Genomic DNA, 16,487 nt, shown 5'->3' on the forward strand with positions numbered 1-16,487 from the left:
GCGCCCTTGCGACGAAGCAATCCAGACTGTTTCCGCAGAAAGATTCTGGATTGCTTCGCGGAGCCTGTCATCGAGCCGCGCTTTGCGCGGACCCCGGTGGCTCGCAATGACGGCGCGAGAGGCAACACCGCCCACAAAATTGCATTCTGCCCGGAAATCGCTATTTTCCGCGGCCCGGAGGCCCCTGATGTCCGTTATCAATCTTGCCGCGAACCCGAGCGACCTGCGTGCGCTCGCCGAACAATCCAACGCCTGGCCGTTCGAGCAGGCGAAGGCCATTGTCGCGCGGCTGAAGAAGAGCCCGAAGGACGAGGTGCTGTTCGAGACCGGCTACGGTCCCTCCGGACTGCCGCATATCGGCACGTTCGGCGAGGTCGCGCGCACCTCGATGGTGCGCCATGCCTTCCGCGTGCTGACCGAGGACAAGATCAAGACCCGCCTGCTCGCCTTCTCCGACGATATGGACGGCCTGCGCAAGGTGCCTGACAACGTGCAGAACAGAGCGCCGCTGGAAGCCAATCTCGGCAAGCCGCTGACGCGCGTTCCTGATCCTTTCGGCACGCATGACAGCTTCGGCGCGCACAACAATGCGCGGCTGCGCGCCTTTCTCGACCATTTCGGCTTCGACTACGAATTCGCGAGCTCGACCAACTACTACACGTCGGGCCGCTTCGACGCGACGCTGCTGAAGATGCTCGCCGCCTACGACAAGGTCATGGCGATCATCCTGCCGACGCTGGGTCCCGATCGCCGCGCGACCTATTCGCCGTTCCTTCCGATCAGCAGGACAACCGGTGTCGTGCTGCAGGTACCGATGATCCGCCGCGACGTCGCGGCCGGCACGGTGACCTATGTCGATCCTGATACGAACCAGGAGGTCGAAACGCCCGTCACCGGCGGCAACGTCAAGTGCCAGTGGAAGGCCGACTGGGCGATGCGCTGGGTCGCGCTCGGCGTCGACTACGAGATGGCCGGCAAGGATCTGATCGATTCGGTGAAGCTCTCCGGCGCGATCGCCAGGGCGCTCGGCGCCACGCCGCCCGAAGGCTTCAACTACGAGCTCTTCCTCGACGAGAAGGGCCAGAAGATCTCGAAGTCGAAGGGTAACGGCCTCACCATCGACGAATGGCTGCGCTATGCCTCGCCGGAATCGCTGTCGCTGTTCATGTATCGCGAGCCGAAGGCGGCCAAGCGGCTCTATTTCGACGTCATCCCGCGCAATGTCGACGACTACCAGCAGTTCCTCGACGGCTTTGCCAAGCAGGACGGCAAGCAGCAGCTCGGCAATCCGGTCTGGCACATCCACAACGGCAAGCCGCCGAAGGGTGACATGCCCGTCACCTTCCAGCTGCTCTTGACGCTGGTCTCGTCGTCGAACGCGGAGAATGCCGAGACGCTGTGGGGCTTCATCGGTCGCTATCGTCCCGGCGTGAGCCCGCAGACGCATCCGAAGCTCGACGCGATGGTGGGCTACGCCATCAACTACTATCGCGACTTCGTCGCGCCGACGAAGCAGTTCCGGGTGCCGACAGACAGCGAGCGCGCCGCGCTCCAGGATCTGCGCGATGCGCTGTCGCAGTTGGCGCCGGACGCTTCGGCCGAGGACATCCAGAACGTCGTCTACGAGGTCGGGCGCCGCGAGCCGTTCCTCGATCAGGTCAAGAAGGGCAAGGACGGCCGCCCCGGCGTCACGCTCGACTGGTTCAACATGCTCTACCAGGTTCTGCTCGGCCAAGAGAAAGGCCCGCGCTTCGGCTCCTTCGTCGCCGTGTACGGCGTGCAGAATGCCGTCAACATGATCGACGGCGCGCTGGCGCGGAGCGCGTAAGGCGCGTGCGGCCCGGATGGAGTGCACGCACCATCCGGGGCTACACGGCCCCGGCGTGATGCCTCAGGTCGACCTCAGCACGTAGCGCCGGTTGTCCTTCTGCACCGGGCGCGCGTTCATCGGATAGAGCTTTGCGAACGCCGCGACGTCGGCGCTGGCGACCTGGATCGGGTCGGTCAGCAGCAGCCATTCCACCACTTCCGAGCAGGGCGGTGTCGTCAGCGAGCCGGGATAGCGGAAATAGCCGAGCCGCTGCGGCAGCATGGCGTGAGGATCGATGGCGGCGTCGGCCTTCACGGCAGGCCCTTCCGCCGCCGGCATGGTCTTGACGATCTTGCCGAAGGCTGCGTTCGGCCTGCCCTCGGCCATCAGCACGCCGACCACGGCCAGCCCGCCGGCCTCGTTGCGGTGGACGAAATGCGCCTCCATCGGAAAATTCTTGCCGCCGATCATGTGCTCGCTCGGACGATGGAAGTGCACCTGAAGCAATTTGTACTTGACGTTGCCGAGCATCAAGCTGCTGCCTTCGGCGAAGTTGAGCTGGATCGTGTGCCCGTTGTTGACGATGGTGTCGGCGCTCTTGCCCCAGTTCAGTTTCAGAACGGGCAATTGCGACTTGATCGTCGCCTCGATGTCGATCGGCGACTGTTGCAGGCCGACCGCGCAGGCCTTGTTGGCCGCATCGAGATCGCCCCATTTGGCCGGACCGCCGACGCCCTCATAGCTCCAATGCGTGCCTTCGCCCGCGAAGGCTGGCTTGCAGAGCGGACATAGCGCAAGACCCGCCAGGGCCTTCAATGCGTGACGGCGATTCATCCTTATTCCCCCAAAGACAAACTGGATCGATAATATCGGCTGCAGCCTATGCAAGAGGCGCGGTGAGTCGCAAGGTCGCTCGCTGCGGGCCGCGGCGCGGTGGTGTCACCGCATCTGGCACCATGCCGACGGAAGGCAATCACTGGCTCGCCCACAGGATCCGCGCAATCCACGCCACATCGCTCGCCGCCAGCGCGCGTTCGGCCTGCGTCCCATCGAGCGGCTGAAGCTCCAGCGCCTTTGCAGTGCGGCGCTTCAGCGTCGCGACCGTCACCTCGCCCGCCTTGCTCCTCACCACCACGCGATCGCCTTTGCGGATCTGCGCGCCAGGCGAGACCAGGACGATGTCGCCGTCGCGATAGACGGGCGCAAGCGCATTGCCGGAAATCTCCAGCGCAAAGGTGTGGCCGTCCTCGGTGGCGGGAAGCGCGATCTCGGTCCAGCCCCTGCCGGATGGAAGGCCGGCCTCGTCGAAGGCGCCGCTCATCCCGGCCTGCGCGAAGCCGAGCAGCGGCACCGAGCGCCCGTCGCCCGCGCCGTCATGGTCAATCAATTTCGCAAAGCTGTCGATCGAGGCGCCGGCCGCGGCCAGCGCCTTTGCGATCGATTCGGTCGAAGGCCAGCGCTCGCGCCCGTCGGCGGTGACGCGCTTGGACCTGTTGAAGGTGGTGGGGTCGAGCCCGGCCCGCTTGGCAAGGCCGGACGGTGACAGTCCGGCGCGCGCCGCCAGCCGGTCCAGCGCGGCCCAGATCTGGTCGTGAGTCAGCATCCTCTGCGCTTTGGCCTGTCTGACCATGGAAGGTCCAGCCCGTCGCAACTCAGGAAAACTATCCTCAAATCAACCGGTTTTCCGCTTTTCGCGCAAGAGGTGGCGAAGTGGTACCGGTTCGCGTCACGAAAACGCGTCAAAACAAGAATCCAGAGCCCCGCTCCGATTTCATCGGACCGGAAAAGACTCTAGGTCTTGAGTTCGGAAGGGACGGCCTTTACGGTCGCGCCGGGGTTTTGCGGACCCGCGTGAGACGAAAAAACCCAAAGAACTCAAAGAACAAACAAGGCTGCGAAAGCGGTGGTCAAGATCTACAAAATCTGTCCGGCCTCGGCCTGGCGCGAGGCGGAACGGCAGGGTGTCTACCGGGGCAGCGCGGATGACGCGCGCGACGGATTCATCCATTTCTCGACCGCTGCCCAGGTTCCCGAGACCTTGCGCAAGCACTATTTCGGACAGCGTGCGCTGTTCCTGGTCGAGGTCGACGGCGACGTGCTCGGCAGCGAGCTGCGCTGGGAGCGCTCGCGCAACGACGAGCTGTTTCCACATCTCTATGGCGAGCTCGATGTCGGCGCGGTGATCGCGGTGATCAACCTCAACATACGCTCCGACGGCGGTCACGATGTTCCGGAGCTGCTGCCGTGATCCGCGCGTTCGACGCCTTTTCTCTGCCGGTGCTGCGCTGGCTCGATCCCGAGGATGCGCATCGCCTCGCGATCCAGGGCCTGCGCTTCCTGCCGCCGGCCAAGCCGCGTGCCGATGATCCCAAGCTCGCGGTGCGCGCCTTCGGGCTGAACTTTCCCAATCCGATCGGCATGGCCGCGGGCTTCGACAAGAGCGCCGAGGTTCCGGACGCGCTGCTGCGACTCGGCTTCGGCTTCGTCGAGATCGGCTCGGTGACGCCGAAGCCGCAGGAAGGCAATCCGCGGCCGCGGCTGTTCCGGCTCGAGCGCGACGAGGCGATCATCAACCGGATGGGCTTCAACAATGACGGTGCGGAGGTTGCGTTGCGCCGGCTTGCAGCGCGTGCGCAGCACGGCGGCATCGTCGGCGTCAATGTCGGCGCCAACAAGGATTCGCCGGACCGTGTCGCCGACTACGTCAAGCTGATCGAGACCTTTGCGCCGGTGGCGAGCTATTTCACCGTCAACGTCTCCTCGCCGAACACGCCCGGCCTGCGCAATCTGCAGGAAGGCGCGCTGCTCGACGATCTCCTCGCACACGTGATCGACGCCCGCGAGCGGGTGCGCCAGAAGGCGGGCGACACGCCGGTGCTGCTCAAGATCGCGCCGGATTTGAGCCTTGCCCAGCTCGACGACATCGTGCAGGTCGCGCGTTCGCGCCGGGTCGACGGCATGATCGTGTCGAACACCACGATCGCGCGGCCGAGCACGTTGCGCGAGCAGGTGCGGGCGAAGGAGCAAGGCGGCCTGTCCGGCCGGCCGCTGTTCCGTCTGTCGACGCGCATGGTCGCGGAAACCTATGTGCGCGTCGAGGGTGCGTTCCCGCTGATCGGCGTCGGCGGCGTGGACTCGGGCGGCGCCGCGCTGACGAAAATCCGCGCCGGCGCCAGCCTGATCCAGCTCTATTCGTCGCTGGTCTACAAGGGTCTCGGCCTCGTCGACGAGATCAAGCGCGACCTGACATCGACCCTGCTCCGCACGGGCCGGGATTCGCTCTCCGATATCGTCGGTGCTGATGCGGCGACGCTCACAGCGGAAGACTGGCCGGGGATGTGATGCCCTTCCCGTGCCCCGGACGCAGCGCAGCGCGCTGACTTCGGCGTGTGCGCTGCAGAGCCGGGGCCCATGTGGCGGCGCTCTGGGGCCCGGCTCTGCGCAGCAGCGTTTCACGCTGCAGCGCGTCCGGGACACGAGAGCTACAGCTTCGCGAACGTCGCCCGATACAGCACCGGATAGCGCGCACCCTGCAAGCCGCCGCGGGCGACATAGAACGCGATCAGCGCGCACCACAATCCGGCATTGCCGAACGATTGCAGCGCCAGCCAGACGCCGAAAAAGATCGCGAGCGAAGCCAGCATCAGATTGCGCATCTCGCGCGCCCAGGTCGCACCGACATAGATGCCGTCGAAGCCGAAGGCGAACACGCCGGGGATCGGCGCAAGCACGATGAACGGCAGGAAGTCGCGCGCGGCGCGGCGAACGTCCTCACTGGCCGTCATGACATTGATCAGGTTGGGGCCGAACAGCGCGAACAGCACGGCGACGACCAGCGCGAAGCCGAGGCCCCAGAGCAGCACCAGCCTGGTCGAATCCGCAAATCCCCTGGCGTCGCGCGCGCCAAAGCTGCGGCCGCAGAGCTGCTGGGCTGCGTTGGCGAGGCCGTCGAGGAAGAAGGCGCTGACCAGGAGGAAATTGTTGAGCACGGAGTTCGCCGCCAGCGTGACGTCGCCGGCGCGCGCGCCCTTGGCGGTGAAGAACAGGAACACGGCGATCAGCGCCGCCGTGCGGATCATGATGTCGGAGTTCACCGCCAGCAGACGCATCAGCTTTGCGCGATTGAACAGCGTTGCGCGGGGCACCCTGAAGCCATCGTCCGCATAGCGGCGGCAGACGACCACGCCGAGCGCGAAGCCGATCGTCTCCGAGAGCAGCGCGGCGATCGCCGCACCGGCAATGCCGGTGTCGTAGACGAGCACCAGCAGGATGGTCGCCACCATGTTGATGACGTTGATGACGACCTGGAGCGCGAGGGCGGGATTGGCGCGGGCCTGCCCGACCAGCCAGCCGAGCACGACGTAATTGGCGAAGGCGAATGGCGATGACCAGATCCGGATCATGAAATAGGTTTTCGCCGCACGCGTCACGCCTTCGCTGCCGCCCATCAGGTCGAACAGCACCGAGGTCAGCGGCAGCTGCAGCGCGATCAGGCCGGTGCCGATCAGGCCGGCGACGATGAAGCCGCGCACCAGGATCGCGGTCTGCTCGCGCGTCTCGCCGGCGCCCAGCGCCTGCGCGGTGAAGGCGAGCGTGCTCATGCGCAGGAAGCCGAACAGCCAGAACAGGCAGTCGAAGATGACGGAGGCCATCGCGACGCCGCCGAGCAGCGCGGCATCGTCGAGCCGTCCGATCGCGGTGGTCGAGACCACGCCGATCAGCGGCGTGGTCAGGTTCGCGACCATCGCCGGTCCCGCGATGGAGAACACCTGTCGGGAGCTGATCCTGGGATGAACTGGTGCGTGCATGTCAGAACACGAGCACCATGCCGTCCTCTGCAGCGAGATGCGGCACTTCGCCCAGACGCGACAGCATGTCCTCGCTCATATGGGTGAGGACGAGCCGCTTGGCGCCGATCGCGGGCAGGTGCTGTTCCAAGGTCTTCAGGCTGAGATGGTTCTTGACCACCTTCTCGTACATGTAGGCTTCCGCGATGAAAAGGTCCGCGCCATGCGCCAGCGGAATGAGCGTCTCCGTCCATTCGGTATCGGCGCTGTAGGCGAGCGTGCGGCCCTCGGCCTCGACGCGATAGGCCAGGAAAGGCCCGCCGGATTCGCCGTGCACGACCGGATAGGGTGTCACCGTCACCGCGCCGAAGCTTCGGCCTTGCTCGGGGGCGAGCTCGACCACGTTCAGCTCGAACCGCTGTTGGGTGCTTGAGGAATGCTCGAACAGCGCTTCCATCAACTGGGCAAGCCGCGCCGCGATGCCTTTCGGGCCCGCGATCGTCAACGGCCGCGTCCGCCCCGAGAATTGCGCGTCGAGCAGGACAAACGGTAGACCGCCAAAATGGTCGCCGTGGAAATGCGTGATCAGGATCAGATCGATCTCGTTGCAGTCGATCTCGAGCCGCTTCAGCGCCGGCAGTGCCGACGCGCCGCAATCGATCAGGAAGTTGGCCTCGCGCCCGGAGACGTGGAAGCAGGTGTTGAGCCTGCCGCCGGAGCCGAAAGCATCGCCGCTGCCGACAAAGCGCAATTGCATCGGCAGCGAGCCTTCAAAATCTCACCGGCCGCGCGGCGCGCCGAAGACGCGCGAGAGCAGCCAGATCGGGATGACGATGACGGCGCCGAGCAGGAAGTAGCGCCACAGCCAGTTCACGGCATCGAAGCCGAGATCCCAGAGACGCTGGAACAGGAGACGAATGCTGGTGATGATGTTCCAGGGGTCGAAGCCGATCGCGGCCAGCACGACGCCGACCAGGATCGAGAGCAGAACCAGGCGAAACGCGACCGCCAGCGGGGAGCCGCCGAGAAAGCGGTGCAGGCCGTCGCTGCGGCCGGCCGGCAAATCTCTGACGTCTTGGACCATCGCAAACTCCTCAGGGGATTCGACCTCATTATAGGACACGGCGGGGCACATGGGGAACCCGGAACGAGGCGCCAATCGGGTTACTGGAGTTTAATTCGGGGCAAGCGCGCGGCGCAGACTGGCTGCAACCTCTCCCGCAAGCGAGAGCTTTGCTTAATTGGACGCGGGGGAGTGATTGCCGCTGTTGGGCGTTTTTTGCGTAGCGTTGGACGTCGGCGGCATCGAAGGTTTGCGCTTTCGTGGTCGACTGATTGGGTTGGGCGGTCATGCGGCAACTCCCGCAGGAGACAACGCCACCCATCGTTTGAGATTCATTGCCAGGCAGATCAGGCGCAGATGCGTCTGGTTGCGCGCCCAGCCCAGATAGCGGGCGCGCGCCCAGCGGTAGCTGCCCTTGAGGCGCGCGAAGACCTGCTCGACCGGTGCGCGGCGCTTTCCCACGGCACCGTTGAAGCGCTTCTGCCGCGCGGTCAGCGGATGATGCTTGTTGGGCCGGAACATCAGCCGCGGCTTGATGCCTCGCGCGCGCAGGCCGCTACGGCGCTCGTGCTTGTCATAGGCCTGGTCGGCATAGACCGCCTTCTCATCACCACAGACCAACTCGTCGGCGGGCACCGTATCGTTGACCGCAGCATCGGTCAGCTTGCTGCGGCGGATGATTGCCGAGCCCTGGTCGATGCCAACATGGGCCTTGTAGCCGAAGTATCGTTTGCCGCCCTTCTTGGTCCATCGCGCATCCGGATCGCGCTTGCTGTTGACCAGTTTGCTCGGCGCCCGACCGTCCGGGCCGGGGGGCTGCGGCTCCTCTGGTGGCTTCGGCGGCTTCACCGCCGCCGGGATCAGGCTCGCGTCGATTAGTGTACCCCGCCGCACCACCAGCCCATGCGCATCGATCTGGCGCAGAATCTCACCGAACAGCCTCTCGTCCAGGCCGGCCCGCTGCAAACTGTCGCGGAAGCGCCAGATCGTGGCGTGATCGGGTGTCTCATCGCCGAGCACAAAGCCGCAGAAATCGCGGAATGAGGCGCGGTCATCAAGCGCCTCTTCAAGCTCCGGATCGGACAGCCCGTACCATTGCTGCAGCAACAGCGCCTTGAACATCACCAGCCGCGGATAGGCCGGCGCCCCACGCTCCGGTTCCGGCAGACCGCCTAGCACGCCCCCTACCGCTGCCCAATCGACCAAGTCCCCAATCCGTCTCAGCACCGGATTGCCTTTTCCCCGTCGCGACACCAGCGCGTCCGCAAAGCTCGGTTGTCCAACCTGTCGATAGGCCATTCCCGTCCTCCCTCAGCGGTCTAGGGAATCGCAGATTCGCGAATATGCAAAGCTCTCGCTTGCGGGAGAGGTCGGCGCGCAGCGCCGGGTGAGGGCTCTCGCCTCTGGGGGACTCCCGATGCGGAGACACCCTCTCCCCAACCCTCTCCCGCAAGCGGGAGAGGGGGCGCACTGCGTTCGCAGCGGCGATCGAACCTGACCTCAGAACGCCTCAAACATCAATCTCCGCCGCTTCCGCCTTCAGCATCTTCTCCAGCGTTTCCAGCCGGTCGGCCTCGCGCGGCGGCTTGTCCCAGCGCAAGCGGCTGATGCGGGGAAAGCGCATGGCGACGCCGGACTTGTGTCGCGGCGAACGTTGCAGACCCTCGAACGCGACCTCCAGCACGAGCCCCTTGTCGCCCTCGTGCACGACATGACGCACGGGGCCGAACTTCTCCGTGGTGTTGCGGCGGACGAAGCGGTCGATCTGGAGCAGCTCCTCATCGGTGAAGCCGAAATAGGCTTTGCCGACCGGCACCAGTTCGTCGCCGCCATCGCGCTCGGTCCAGACGCCAAAAGTGTAGTCGGAATAATAGGACGAACGCTTGCCGTGGCCGCGCTGGGCATACATCAGCACGGCATCGATGATGTGCGGGTCGCGCTTCCATTTCCACCATTGGCCCTTCGGCCGCCCGGGCAGATAAGGCGCATCGCGCCGCTTCAGCATCACGCCCTCGACGGCGTCCGCATCCTCGCCGGCACCTGCGCTCGCCGGATCGGCGCGCGCGGCGGTCAGCGCGTCCCAGCTTGTGAAAGGGACCGTGGGCGACAGGTCGATGCGGGGATCGTCGAGCTTCCCAACGAATCTCTCCAGCCGTTCGCGTCGCTCGGCAAAAGGCAGCTCGCGCAGATCGTTCTCGTCGTCGCCAAGCAGATCGTAGGCGCGAAGGTGGATCGGAAACTCCTTGATCAGCTTCGGCGAGACGACCTTGCGGTTGAGGCGCTGCTGCAGGACGTTGAAACTCTGCACGCGGCCCTCGCGCAGGATCAGGAGCTCGCCGTCGATGGCGCCGGGCAGGTGCAGCGACGGCACGAGGTCGGGAAAGCTCCCCGTGATGTCCTCGCCGGTGCGCGAATAGAGCCGCGCCGTGATGTGGCCGCGATCGTCCCGCCCCGCCACCGCCTGCACGCGGATGCCGTCCCACTTCCATTCGGCGATGTAGTCGGCGGGATCGAGCGCGGCGAAATCCGTGTCCTCGATCGCATGCGCCAGCATCACGGGCCGGAACGGCGCGGGATCGCGATTGACGGGCTTTTCGGCGCGTCCCTCCAGCCAGGCGAACAGGTCGAGATAGGGCGGCGAAAGGCCCGGCCAGATCAGCTCGACCTCATGCGGGTCCTTGTCGCCGAGTGCGGCGGCTGCGGTCTTGGCGAGGCGCGCGGAGATGCCGATCCGAAGCGCGCCGGTGACGAGCTTCAGCAGCGCCCAGCGGCCGGTCTCATCCAGCTCGTCAAGCCAGCGCTCGAGCTGCTTCGGCAACTCGGTCTTTCCGAGCGTGCGTAGCGTGGTGACGACTTCGGTGAGGGATGGCGGTGGCGGGTTGTTGTGGGCGGCCAGCGCGGCCTTCGGCCACATCAGCGCCACCGTCTCCGAGAGGTCGCCGACATAATCATAGGAGAGCCCGAACAGCACCGGGTCGGTGCGCGCCGCGATGAGATCGCGGATCAGCGCGGGCTTGGCATGCTTGAAGCTGAGCGCGCCGGTCAGCGCGGCCAGCGCATAGCCCCGGTCAGGATCGCCGACCTCGCGGAAATAGCCGGTGATCAGCCGCAGCTTGTTGTTGCGGCCGGGCTCGTAAGCGAGGCGGTCGAGCAGTTCGGCGAAGCGGTTCATGCTTCGGCCTCGTCCGGAATCGGCGTCTCGCTCTCCTCCTCGTCGCCGTAGCCGACGAGATCGAGCGGCCGCGCTTTCAGGCCTTTGCTCTGGCACCAATGCACCAGCGCATCTTCCTGGCCGTGAGTGACCCAGATCTCGCCCGCGCCGGTCGCGCCGATGGTAGAGGTAAGGCCGTCCCAATCGGCGTGGTCGGAGATCACCAGCGGCAATTCCACGCCGCGCTGCCGCGCCCGGGCGCGCACGCGCATCCACCCTGACGCGAAGGCGGTGACGGGATCGGGAAAACGCCGCGTCCAGAGATCGGAAGTCGCCGAGGGCGGCGCCAGCGTGATGGTGCCGGCAAGGGCCGACTTCTTCACGCCCTTCACCGGCCTCAGCTCGCCGAGCGCGATCCCGCGGCTCTGGTAGTAGTGGGTGATCGTCTCCATGGCGCCATGCAGGTAGACCGGCGCGTCATAGCCGGCCTGCCGCAGCAGCGCGATCACGCGCTGCGCCTTGCCGAGCGAATAGGCGCCGACCAGATGCGCGCGCTCCGGAAACAGCGCAACGGAGGCCAGCAGCTTCTTCACCTCGTCAGCGGCATCGCCATGCCGGAACACCGGCAAGCCAAAAGTAGCCTCGGTGATGAAGACGTCGCAGGGCACCAGCTCGAACCGGGCGCAGGTCGGATCGGCCGCGTCCTTGTAGTCGCCGGAGGCGACGATGCAGGTGTCCTGGCACGTCACCGCGACCTGCGCCGAGCCCAGCACATGGCCGGCCGGGTGAAATCTGACGCGGACGTCGCCGAGCCGGATCTCCTCGCCATAGCGGATGGCTTGCGTCGAGCCGGCAAAGTTCTCGCCGTAGCGCAGCCGCATCATGTCGAGCGTTTCCTGTGTCGCCAGCACCGCGCCATGGCCGGCACGGGCATGGTCGGAATGGCCGTGGGTGATCACGGCGCGCTCGACCGGCCGGACAGGATCGATATGAAAGCCGCCGGGCTTGCAGCACAGGCCGGCAGCAGTTGGCAGCAGGATGTCTTGCGGACGCATGCCTGCTATATAGGTCGCGTCACCACATCTTCGAGTCATCACCGCTTCGTTCCCGGTTCCTCAATGCCACTGCGCCTGTTCCAGTCCTCCGGCGATCTCATGGCCGACCGCCGTTTCGAGTTCGCGCGCGATCTCCAGCTCAAGGGTGATCTGCCCGCGGCCGCGGACCTGCTGGAGCAGTCGATCGAGCTTGCGCCGAACTTCGCCTCCGCCTGGTTCACGCTCGGCGAGATCCGTCGGCAGCTTGGCGATCGCGACAAGGCGATCGCGGCTTTTCGCAAGGCGCTCGACTCCGATCCCGAGGACCGGCACGGCGCCGGCCTGCACCTGATGCGGCTCGGCGACGCAGAGATGGCGGAGATGCCCAAGGCCTATGTACAAACGCTGTTCGATCAATACGCGCCGCGATTCGAGCACACGCTGATCAACGATCTCGGCTATCGCGCCCCGAGCCTGATCTTCAAGGCGGTGCTGGCCGCGCGCGGCGCCGCCAAGAAGCCTGCCTACTTCAAGCGCACGATCGATCTCGGCTGCGGCACCGGGCTTGCGGCCGCCGCCTTCGCCAAGCAGGTCGACCACTTCATCGGCGTCGACCTGTCACCGGGCATGATCAAGGAAGCCCGCGCGAGCAACCTCTATGCCGAGCTCGAGATCGCCGACATGATCGAAGGCTTGCGCACCAAGGCGGACGCGAGCGCAAATCTCGTCGTCGCCGCGGACGCCTTCGTGTATCTCTCCGATCTCGCACCGGTGCTCACCGAAGCCAGGCGCGTGCTCGCGTCGAGCGGCGTGCTTGCCTTCACGCTGGAGACTCATGACGGCGGCGGCATCGTGCTCGGCGAAGGCCTGCGCTATGCCCACTCCGCGGAATATGTCCGCGACGCGATTGCCAAGGCGGGCCTCGAGCTGCTGACACTGGAGCTGGCTTCGCCGCGCATCGAGAACAACGAGCCGGTGCGCGGCCTCGTCGTCGTCGCCGAGAAAACTTGAGTCTAGGCGCTAGCACCGCGCAATATGAGCGTCATTGCGTCGCAAAGTTGCGACTCCCCACTTGCGAGCTGCGCTGCGATGTCAGCACAATGCCCTCGCTAGGGAGAAACAAATAATGACGAAGAATCCATCGCGGCGCGATTTCAGCGCCGGCGCGCTCGCCACCATCGCTGCATCCACCTTGCCTGCGCCTTATGTCTGGGCCGCGGAGAAGAAATACGACGCGGGCGCCAGCGACACCGAGATCAAGATCGGGCAGACCGTGCCGCATTCCGGCCCCGGCTCGCTCTACGGCGTGCTCGGGCGCATCGGCGAAGCCTACTTCCAGATGCTGAACGAGAAGGGCGGCATCAACGGACGCAAGGTCAAGTTCCTCACCATGGACGATGCCTACAGCGCGCCGAAATGCGTCGAGGCGACGCGGCGCCTGGTCGAGCAGGAGGAAGTGCTGGCGCTGTATGGCTCGCTCGGCACCGCGCCGCAGACTGCCGTGCACAAATACCTGAACTCGAAGGGCGTGCCGCAGCTCCTGCTCAACACCGGCGCGTCGAAGTGGAACAACCCGAAAGAGTTCAAATGGACGATGGCGGGGCTGCCGCTCTATCCGACCGAGGCGCGCATCCTGGCCCGGCACGTCGTCAGCGTGAAGCCGAACGCGAAGATCGGCATCCTCTACCAGAACGACGATTTCGGTCGCGACTTCCTGGGTCCGTTCAAGAAGGTGCTGGCCGATGCCGGCGGTACCGCTCAGGTGATCATGGAGCAGACCTACGATCTCACCGAGCCGACCGTCGATTCCCAGCTCATCAACCTCTCGAAATCGGGCGCCGACGTCTTCTACAACATCTCGACCGGCAAGGCGTCGTCGCAGTCGATTCGTAAAGTGGCCGAGCTCGGCTGGAAGCCGCTGCAATTACTGTCGGCGGGGTCGACCGGCCGCTCCATCCTGAGCGCCGCGGGCCTCGAGAACGCCACCGGCATCGTCGCCATCCGCTACAACAAGGAGGTCGGTCTTCCCAAATGGGAGAAGGACCCCGACGTGATGGCGTTCGAGGAGCTGCGCAAGAAGTACACGCCGGCGATCGACCCCGACAACACCATCGCCTTTGCCGGCTACGGCCAGGCCGTGACCATGGGCGAGATCCTGCGCCGCTGCGGCGACGCGCTCACCCGCGCCAACGTGCTGAAGCAGGCATCGACGCTCGCGGGCTTCCACTCGCCCTACTTCCTCGACGGCGTCACCTACAGCTACACGCCCGAGGACTACACGCCGATGAAGACGCTGTTCATCTCCACCTTCACCGGCAAGGACTGGGACATCTCCGACAAGCCGATGTCGGAGTAGGCACGGCGCGGCTCGTTCACCTCTCCCGCTTGCGGGAGAGGCGTAGGCCGCCTCCGGCGGCCGTCGACGCCGAGGCAAAGCCTCGGCTATGGCGAAGCGCCGGGTGAGGGCTTCTCCTCTTGGGGATTGTCGCATTGCGGAAGCACCCTCTCCCCAACCCTCTCCCGCAAGCGAGAGCTTTGCTTAATTGGACGCGGGGGAGTGATTGCCGCTGTTGGGCGTTTTTTGCGTAGCGTTGGACGTCGGCGGCATCGAAGGTTTGCGCTTTCGTGGTCGACTGATTGGGTTGGGCGGTCATGCGGCAACTCCCGCAGGAGACAACGCCACCCATCGTTTGAGATTCATTGCCAGGCAGATCAGGCGCAGATGCGTCTGGTTGCGCGCCCAGCCCAGATAGCGGGCGCGCGCCCAGCGGTAGCTGCCCTTGAGGCGCGCGAAGACCTGCTCGACCGGTGCGCGGCGCTTTCCCACGGCACCGTTGAAGCGCTTCTGCCGCGCGGTCAGCGGATGATGCTTGTTGGGCCGGAACATCAGCCGCGGCTTGATGCCTCGCGCGCGCAGGCCGCTACGGCGCTCGTGCTTGTCATAGGCCTGGTCGGCATAGACCGCCTTCTCATCACCACAGACCAACTCGTCGGCGGGCACCGTATCGTTGACCGCAGCATCGGTCAGCTTGCTGCGGCGGATGATTGCCGAGCCCTGGTCGATGCCAACATGGGCCTTGTAGCCGAAGTATCGTTTGCCGCCCTTCTTGGTCCATCGCGCATCCGGATCGCGCTTGCTGTTGACCAGTTTGCTCGGCGCCCGACCGTCCGGGCCGGGGGGCTGCGGCTCCTCTGGTGGCTTCGGCGGCTTCACCGCCGCCGGGATCAGGCTCGCGTCGATTAGTGTACCCCGCCGCACCACCAGCCCATGCGCATCGATCTGGCGCAGGATCTCACCGAACAGCCTCTCGTCCAGGCCGGCCCGCTGCAAACTGTCGCGGAAGCGCCAGATCGTGGCGTGATCGGGTGTCTCATCGCCGAGCACAAAGCCGCAGAAATCGCGGAATGAGGCGCGGTCATCAAGCGCCTCTTCAAGCTCCGGATCGGACAGCCCGTACCATTGCTGCAGCAACAGCGCCTTGAACATCACCAGCCGCGGATAGGCCGGCGCCCCACGCTCCGGTTCCGGCAGACCGCCTAGCACGCCCCCTACCGCTGCCCAATCGACCAAGTCCCCAATCCGTCTCAGCACCGGATTGCCTTTTCCCCGTCGCGACACCAGCGCGTCCGCAAAGCTCGGTTGTCCAACCTGTCGATAGGCCATTCCCGTCCTCCCTCAGCGGTCTAGGGAATCGCAGATTCGCGAATATGCAAAGCTCTCGCAAGCGGGAGAGGGAGCGCACCTCCGTCTTTGCAGCGATCGAGCCTTCATTTCATCTCGCTCAGGCGCTGACGCGCGATACCAGCCGGTACGCCTGCGCTGCATTCACGCCAAACGCCTTGTCCCGCATACGCGGGCCGAGCCTCGCAAGGCAGACCTCCAGCGCAGTCTTGATCTCGCCGTAACTTCCCGCAAGCAGGCATACCGGCCAGTCCGAGCCGAAGATCAGCCTATCCTCGCCGAAACATTTTGCGGCGTGCTCGACAAACGGAAACAGCCGCTCCGCATCCCAGTCATTCCAGACCGCCTCGGTCGCCAGGCCTGAGATCTTGCACCAGACATTGCCGCAAGCCGCCAGCGCTGCGATGCCATCGGTCCATTCGGCGCTGCCGCCGTCGGCGATCGGCGGCTTGGCAGCGTGGTCCAGCACGAATCGTGCCTGCGGAAAGGCCTGCGCGGTCGCGATCGCGGCCGACAGCTCGCGGGTGCGAACCAGAAGATCGTAGGCGAGATCGCGGGCGAAAACAGCCGTGAGGCCGCGCTGGACATCCTCGCGGAGCAGCCAATCGGGGTCGGCCTCGTCGTGAACCTGGTGGCGAATGCCCACCAGCCTGCCGCCGCCAGACAAAGCGCGCAGGCGGTCGAGCGTTTCGTCAAGCGCACCATCGGTCAGATCGGCCCAGCCGACCACGCCGACGACGAACGGATTTTCGTGCGCGATGTGCAGGAACTCCTCGGTCTCCTCCGGCGCAGAGCGGCATTGCACCAGGATGCTTGCGTCGATGCCGTTGGCCTTCATGAGCGGCGCGAAATCGGCGGGACCGAAGGCGCGGCGGATCGGCGCGAGCTCGTCCGCCTCCATCCAGGGATACTCGGCGCGTGCCGGGTCCCAGAAATGCTGGTGGCCGTCGATGATCATGC

General features: G+C 65.5%; 15 protein-coding genes. 5 read left to right on the top strand and 10 right to left on the bottom strand.

Annotated elements, in window-relative coordinates; translation table 11 throughout:
* Positions 1-187: 187 nt before the first annotated feature.
* The gene (locus XH96_RS37590; protein WP_194390287.1) at positions 188-1,828 is read left to right on the top strand and encodes a lysine--tRNA ligase; all 1,641 of its coding nucleotides are present in this window, start codon (positions 188-190) and stop codon (positions 1,826-1,828) included.
* A 63-nt stretch (positions 1,829-1,891) separates the two neighbouring features.
* Here XH96_RS37590 and XH96_RS37595 read toward each other — a convergent pair whose 3' ends face one another.
* Positions 1,892-2,644: a carbonic anhydrase gene (locus XH96_RS37595; protein ID WP_194390288.1), complete on the bottom strand. Its 753-nt coding sequence runs from the start codon at positions 2,642-2,644 to the stop codon at positions 1,892-1,894.
* 139 nt (positions 2,645-2,783) lie between these two features.
* Positions 2,784-3,440, bottom strand: a complete 657-nt coding sequence (locus XH96_RS37600) for a helix-turn-helix transcriptional regulator (RefSeq protein ID WP_194390289.1) — start codon at positions 3,438-3,440, stop codon at positions 2,784-2,786.
* Between the two features lie 273 nt (positions 3,441-3,713).
* Here XH96_RS37600 and XH96_RS37605 point away from each other — a divergent pair, with 273 nt between their 5' ends.
* Positions 3,714-4,058, top strand: a complete 345-nt coding sequence (locus tag XH96_RS37605) for a DUF952 domain-containing protein (protein WP_061879635.1) — start codon at positions 3,714-3,716, stop codon at positions 4,056-4,058.
* On the top strand, positions 4,055-5,152 hold the full coding sequence (locus tag XH96_RS37610) for a quinone-dependent dihydroorotate dehydrogenase (RefSeq protein WP_028181548.1): 1,098 nt from the start codon (positions 4,055-4,057) through the stop codon (positions 5,150-5,152). Before XH96_RS37605 ends, XH96_RS37610 begins: the two co-directional genes overlap by 4 nt.
* A 140-nt stretch (positions 5,153-5,292) precedes the next feature.
* Here XH96_RS37610 and XH96_RS37615 read toward each other — a convergent pair whose 3' ends face one another.
* The 6 genes from XH96_RS37615 to XH96_RS37640 all read right to left on the bottom strand — a co-directional run bounded on the left by XH96_RS37615 (position 5,293) and on the right by XH96_RS37640 (position 11,866).
* Positions 5,293-6,618 carry an MATE family efflux transporter gene (locus XH96_RS37615; protein ID WP_194390290.1) on the bottom strand — a complete coding sequence of 442 codons (1,326 nt, stop codon included), beginning with the start codon at positions 6,616-6,618 and terminating at the stop codon, positions 5,293-5,295.
* 1 nt (position 6,619) lies between these two features.
* Positions 6,620-7,354, bottom strand: coding sequence for an MBL fold metallo-hydrolase (locus tag XH96_RS37620; protein WP_194390291.1), 735 nt, complete (start codon positions 7,352-7,354; stop codon positions 6,620-6,622).
* A gap of 21 nt (positions 7,355-7,375) precedes the next feature.
* Positions 7,376-7,681, bottom strand: coding sequence for a DUF6460 domain-containing protein (locus tag XH96_RS37625; protein ID WP_028181545.1), 306 nt, complete (start codon positions 7,679-7,681; stop codon positions 7,376-7,378).
* A gap of 264 nt (positions 7,682-7,945) precedes the next feature.
* Entirely contained in the window at positions 7,946-8,959 is a 1,014-nt protein-coding gene (locus XH96_RS37630; RefSeq protein ID WP_194389004.1) for an IS5 family transposase, read from the bottom strand.
* A 211-nt stretch (positions 8,960-9,170) separates the two neighbouring features.
* Positions 9,171-10,832 carry an ATP-dependent DNA ligase gene (locus XH96_RS37635; RefSeq protein ID WP_194390292.1) on the bottom strand — a complete coding sequence of 554 codons (1,662 nt, stop codon included), beginning with the start codon at positions 10,830-10,832 and terminating at the stop codon, positions 9,171-9,173.
* Positions 10,829-11,866, bottom strand: a complete 1,038-nt coding sequence (locus tag XH96_RS37640) for a ligase-associated DNA damage response exonuclease (RefSeq protein ID WP_194394408.1) — start codon at positions 11,864-11,866, stop codon at positions 10,829-10,831. The genes XH96_RS37635 and XH96_RS37640 overlap by 4 nt, the downstream gene beginning before the upstream one ends.
* Before the next feature lie 63 nt (positions 11,867-11,929).
* On the opposite strand from XH96_RS37640, the gene XH96_RS37645 reads away from it, so the two are divergent.
* Complete coding sequence (locus XH96_RS37645) at positions 11,930-12,856, top strand: class I SAM-dependent methyltransferase (protein WP_194390293.1); 927 nt, start codon at positions 11,930-11,932, stop codon at positions 12,854-12,856.
* Between the two features lie 115 nt (positions 12,857-12,971).
* The gene (locus tag XH96_RS37650; RefSeq protein ID WP_194390294.1) at positions 12,972-14,201 is read left to right on the top strand and encodes an ABC transporter substrate-binding protein; all 1,230 of its coding nucleotides are present in this window, start codon (positions 12,972-12,974) and stop codon (positions 14,199-14,201) included.
* 294 nt (positions 14,202-14,495) lie between these two features.
* On the opposite strand, the gene XH96_RS37655 is transcribed toward XH96_RS37650, so the two are convergent.
* Together XH96_RS37655 and XH96_RS37660 are read right to left on the bottom strand one after the other, a co-directional pair.
* Entirely contained in the window at positions 14,496-15,509 is a 1,014-nt protein-coding gene (locus XH96_RS37655; RefSeq protein WP_194389004.1) for an IS5 family transposase, read from the bottom strand.
* 118 nt (positions 15,510-15,627) lie between these two features.
* Positions 15,628-16,485: an amidohydrolase gene (locus XH96_RS37660; protein ID WP_194390295.1), complete on the bottom strand. Its 858-nt coding sequence runs from the start codon at positions 16,483-16,485 to the stop codon at positions 15,628-15,630.
* Between the last annotated feature and the right edge of the window lie 2 nt (positions 16,486-16,487).

The organism is Bradyrhizobium sp. CCBAU 51765 (genome assembly GCF_015291725.1).
GTDB classification, from domain to species: Bacteria; Pseudomonadota; Alphaproteobacteria; order Rhizobiales; family Xanthobacteraceae; genus Bradyrhizobium; species Bradyrhizobium liaoningense.

Excerpts from the sequence above, each read along its gene's own strand:
- XH96_RS37590 (WP_194390287.1), top strand. The coding sequence starts at position 188 with ATGTCCGTTATCAATCTTGCCGCGAACCCGAGCGACCTGCGTGCGCTC.
- XH96_RS37595 (WP_194390288.1), bottom strand. The coding sequence starts at position 2,644 with ATGAATCGCCGTCACGCATTGAAGGCCCTGGCGGGTCTTGCGCTATGT.
- XH96_RS37600 (WP_194390289.1), bottom strand. The coding sequence starts at position 3,440 with ATGGTCAGACAGGCCAAAGCGCAGAGGATGCTGACTCACGACCAGATC.
- XH96_RS37615 (WP_194390290.1), bottom strand. The coding sequence starts at position 6,618 with ATGCACGCACCAGTTCATCCCAGGATCAGCTCCCGACAGGTGTTCTCC.
- XH96_RS37620 (WP_194390291.1), bottom strand. The coding sequence starts at position 7,354 with ATGCAATTGCGCTTTGTCGGCAGCGGCGATGCTTTCGGCTCCGGCGGC.
- XH96_RS37625 (WP_028181545.1), bottom strand. The coding sequence starts at position 7,681 with ATGGTCCAAGACGTCAGAGATTTGCCGGCCGGCCGCAGCGACGGCCTG.
- XH96_RS37630 (WP_194389004.1), bottom strand. The coding sequence starts at position 8,959 with ATGGCCTATCGACAGGTTGGACAACCGAGCTTTGCGGACGCGCTGGTG.
- XH96_RS37635 (WP_194390292.1), bottom strand. The coding sequence starts at position 10,832 with ATGAACCGCTTCGCCGAACTGCTCGACCGCCTCGCTTACGAGCCCGGC.
- XH96_RS37640 (WP_194394408.1), bottom strand. The coding sequence starts at position 11,866 with ATGCGTCCGCAAGACATCCTGCTGCCAACTGCTGCCGGCCTGTGCTGC.
- XH96_RS37645 (WP_194390293.1), top strand. The coding sequence starts at position 11,930 with ATGCCACTGCGCCTGTTCCAGTCCTCCGGCGATCTCATGGCCGACCGC.
- XH96_RS37650 (WP_194390294.1), top strand. The coding sequence starts at position 12,972 with ATGACGAAGAATCCATCGCGGCGCGATTTCAGCGCCGGCGCGCTCGCC.
- XH96_RS37655 (WP_194389004.1), bottom strand. The coding sequence starts at position 15,509 with ATGGCCTATCGACAGGTTGGACAACCGAGCTTTGCGGACGCGCTGGTG.
- XH96_RS37660 (WP_194390295.1), bottom strand. The coding sequence starts at position 16,485 with ATGATCATCGACGGCCACCAGCATTTCTGGGACCCGGCACGCGCCGAG.